The 4,496-nt window shown below is 72.0% G+C and carries 2 protein-coding genes; both read left to right on the plus strand.

Annotated features, from left to right (window positions below; translation table 11 throughout):
• Positions 1-2,636: SDR family NAD(P)-dependent oxidoreductase (locus ACYVE9_RS16770; protein WP_461028674.1), on the plus strand; the 2,636-nt coding region annotated here is incomplete at its 5' end.
• 47 nt (positions 2,637-2,683) lie between these two features.
• Positions 2,684-4,496 (plus strand): type I polyketide synthase (locus ACYVE9_RS16775; RefSeq protein WP_461028675.1); only part of this gene is annotated, 1,813 nt, incomplete at its 3' end.

Raw genomic sequence — 4,496 nt, forward strand, 5'->3', positions numbered from 1 at the left:
TCCCGTTCCTCTCCACGGTGACAGGCCAATGGATCGAGTCGGCGGAGACCGATGCCGGGTATTGGTATCGGAATCTGCGGCAGACAGTGGAGTTGGAGCCGGCGATCCGCCGACTCGTGGAGCAGGGGCATGGTGCGTTCATCGAGATGAGCCCGCACCCCGTCCTGACGGTCCCGGTCGCGGAGACGGTCGAGGACGCCGGCTCGGATGCGGTGGTACTGGGAACGTTGCGGCGTGAACAGGGCGGCCTGGAGCGCCTCTACACGTCCCTGGGTGAGGCGTGGGCGCATGGCGTGCACGTCGACTGGACTCCCGCCTTCGAAGGCCTGTCGCCCCGGACGGTGGATCTGCCGACGTATCCGTTCCAGCGGCAGCGGTTCTGGTTGGAGACTCCCGCAGCGTCGGCGGCCGTGCCGGATCCGGTGGAGGAGCGCTTCTGGCGCACCGTCGAGGAGGGCGACCTCAACGAGGTTGCCGCGACGCTGGATCTGGAGGGGTCCGGGGGGCTGGAGCATGTGGTGCCGGCGTTGGCGGCGTGGCGTCGTGGTCGGCAGGACCGGGCCCGGTTGGACAGTTGGCGTTACCGGGTGGTGTGGCGGCCGCACACCGCGCCCGGTGCCGGCTCCCGCATCCTGCACGGCACCTGGATTCTCGCCGTACCCGAAGGACGAGCCGACGATCCGCTGACGGTTGCGACGCAGCGTGTACTGGAGGAAGCCGGCGCGCGCGTCGACCGGATGGCCGTGCCCGAGGAGAAGGCCGACAGGGGGACGCTCGCTGCTCACCTGACCGACCTCGCCTCCTCCGGCGAGCACGCTGCGGGTGTGCTGTCGTTGCTTGCGCTGGATGTCGAAGGCGACCCGCGCAGCCCTGCGGTGCCGCGAGGCGTTCTCACGTCGATGGCGCTGAGCCACGCACTCGCCGACGCCGACCTGGACACGGTGCTCTGGACCGTCACCCGGGGGGCGTGCGCGGCCGAAGCCGCCACGGAGGCTCCCGATCCGGCGCAGGCAGCGGCCTGGGGGCTGCTCAGGGTCGCCGGGCTCGACGATCCCGATCGCCACGGCGGCCTGATCGATCTCCCGTCCCCGACCGCGGCCGATGCCCAGGGTGGACTCCCGGACGGTGACACCGATGCGTTGGCCCACCTGCCGGCCCTTCTCGCGGGTGCGACCTCGCCGGAAGGTGCCGCGGAGACGGAGTACGCCGTGCGCTCCGGTGGGGTGTACGTACGACGCATGGTCCGCTCACCGCTGACTGCCGCCGGCGCCGCCGGTGCACGCTGGCGCCCTCGCGGCACCGTTCTCATCACCGGCGGGACCGGCGCGCTCGGTGCTCACGTGGCACGTGATCTCGCCCGCGCGGGTGCCGATCACCTGCTGCTGACCAGCCGAAGGGGCGCACAGGCCCCGGGGGCGGCCGAGTTGGAACGCGAGTTGGCCTCCCTCGGCAGCGAGGTCACCATCGCCGCCTGCGACGTCGGTGACCGCGAGGCACTGGCCGAGCTGCTGGCGGCGGTTCCGGCCGCACATCCGCTGACCGCGGTCGTGCACACGGCGGGTGCGGTGGATCGGGCGCGGCCGCTCACCGAACTGGACAGCGATGCGGCGATCGCCCTCATGCAGGCCAAGATCGCCGGTGCGCGGAACCTCCACGACCTGCTGCACGGGCAGCCGCTGGACGCCTTCGTGCTGTTCTCCTCCGGGGCGGGCGTGTGGGGCAACGGCGGCCAGGCACCGTATGCCGCCGCCAACGCCTGGCTCGACGCTCTCGCCGAGCAGCGCCGAGCCGCGGGCCTGCCCGCCACGGCGATCGCCTGGGGAGCGTGGGCCGGGGGCGGCATGGTGGACGCCGAGGTCGAGGAGCAACTGCTGCGTCGCGGTGTCCCGGCGATGGACCCGCAGCTCGCCGTACAGGCCCTGCGGGAGGCCGTCGCGGCGCGGGAGTCGGCTGTGGTGGTCGCGGACATCCGCTGGGACCGCTTCGTTCCGGCGTACTGCGCCCACGGCCACCGTCCGCTCATCGACGAGGTGCCCGAGGCGCGCGAGGTGGTGGCGGCCCTGGGCGTCGACGAGCAGGCGCCCGAGGAGAAGGCCGAGGCGGAGGGCGCCGCCGCCGGACTGCTGCGCGAACTGGCGGGACTGCCCTCGGACAAGCAGAGGCGTCGCCTGGTGGACGTGGTCCGCACCCACGTCGCCGCGGTCCTCGGACTCGGCCCCGGCGAATCCGTCAAGGCGGGCCGTGCCTTCCGCGACATGGGCTTCGACTCGCTCACCGCGGTCGAGCTGCGCAACCGCCTGGGTGCCTCCCTCGGCACCAGACTCTCCGCCACCGTCGTGTTCGACCACCCCACTCCCGGCGCACTCGCCGACCACCTGGTCGCCGAACTCCTCCCCGGCACCGGACCCACGAGCGGGGAGGGCCTCGACCCCCGCCTGCGCGGCATCGAAGCCGCCTACCGCGAGGCGTCCACCCCGTCCGACCGTCAGGCACTCGCCGACGCTCTGCGGGACCTGCTCGAAGGCTGGGCCGCGGCCCCCGACGAGCCGCAGCGGACGGCCGTGGACGAGGAACTGGTCGGTGCCTCCGACCAGGACATGTTCGACCTGATCGACAGGGAACTCGGGATCGCCTGAGCGGGCCCCCCGACACGACCTCCCGATTCTCGAAGGGCTGACCTGCCATGGGAAACACGGACAACACCGAGGACAAGCTCCGCGAGTACCTCAAGCGCGTGACCACCGATCTGCGGCAGACCCGCCGTCGGCTCACCGACCTGGAGACGCGCGCACAGGAACCCGTCGCCATCGTCGCGACCGCCTGCCACATGCCCGGCGGAGTGCGCAGCCCCGAGGACCTGTGGCAGCTCGTGGAGAACGGCGTGGACGCGGTCTCCGACCTGCCGACCGACCGCGGCTGGGACATCGAGAACGTGTACGACCCCGACCCGGAGCGCGTGGGCACGAGCTACGTCCGCCAGGGCGCCTTCCTGCACGACGCCGCCGAGTTCGACGCCGGGTTCTTCGAGATCTCGCCGCGTGAGGCGACGGCGATGGACCCGCAGCAGCGACTGCTGCTGGAGACCACCTGGGAGGCCTTCGAGCGGGCCGGCATCGACCCCACCGCCCTGCGCGGCACCGACACGGGAGTCTTCGTCGGAGCCAGCAACCAGGCGTACGCCGTCGACGGCAGGAGCGCTCCCGAGGGAGTCGAGGGACACCTCCTCACCGGCGGCTCGGCCGCCGTGCTCTCCGGCCGACTCGCCTACAACTTCGGCTTCGAGGGCCCTGCGGTAAGCCTCGACACGATGTGCTCGTCCTCCCTGGTCGCGCTGCACCTCGCCGTGCGCTCCCTGCGCTCCGGCGAGTGCTCCATGGCCGTGGCGGGCGGCGCCACCGTCATGGCGAGCATGCGCAACTTCATCGAGTTCAGCCGACAGCGCGGCCTGGCCGCCGACGGCCGGTGCAAGCCCTTCGCGGCCGACGCGGACGGAACGGGTTGGGGCGAGGGCGTCGGTGTCCTCCTGCTGGAGCGGCTCTCCGACGCACGGGCCAACGGCCATCAGGTCCTGGCCGTGATCCGGGGTTCGGCGATCAACCAGGACGGCGCCTCCAACGGCCTCACCGCCCCCAACGGCCCCGCGCAACAGCGCGTGATCCGTGCCGCGTTGGCTGACGCGGGAGTGTCGGCAGCGGACGTGGACGCGGTGGAGGCGCACGGCACGGGGACCAAGCTGGGCGACCCGATCGAGGCACAGGCCCTGCTCGCCACCTACGGACGTGAGCGCGACGAGCGGAACCCCCTGTGGATCGGCTCGCTGAAGTCCAACATCGGTCACACCCAGGCCGCTTCGGGCATCGCCGGCGTCATCAAGATGGTCGAGTCGCTGCGCCACGACATCCTGCCCAAGTCCCTCCACGCCGACCAGGCAACCCCGCACGTCGACTGGTCCTCCGGCACGCTGCGCCTGCTCAACGAGCCCGTGACCTGGCCCGAGACCGACCGTCCCCGCCGGGCGGGCGTGTCCTCCTTCGGCGGTAGCGGCACCAACGCGCACGTCGTCCTCGAACAGGCTCCCGAGGCCGTGGACTCGGAGTCGCCTGCCCAGGGCGAGGACCACGAGCAGGACCCGGAGCCGGCTGGGCAGCGCTCCTTGACGGCAGCTTCCGACCCAGTCCTGCCCTGGCTGCTCTCAGCTCGCTCCGAGGGCGCCCTGAAGGCCCAGGCCGAGCGTCTGACCACCTGGGTGTCCGACCGCGACCTGCCCGCTGCCGATGTCGCGCGCTCGCTTGTGGTGGGGCGTGCGGGGTTGGAGGAGCGTGCTGTGGTGGTGGGTGCGGGGCGTGGGGTGTTGTTGTCTCGGTTGGGTGGTGTTGCCGGGGGTGAGGTGGGTGCTGGGGTTGTTCGTGGGTGTGCGGAGAGTCCTGGTGAGGTGGTTGACCCGGTGTTTGTGTTTCCGGGGCAGGGGGCTCAGTGGGTGGGGATGGCGGTGGAGT

The sequence above is a fragment of the Streptomyces sparsus genome (assembly GCF_054776295.1).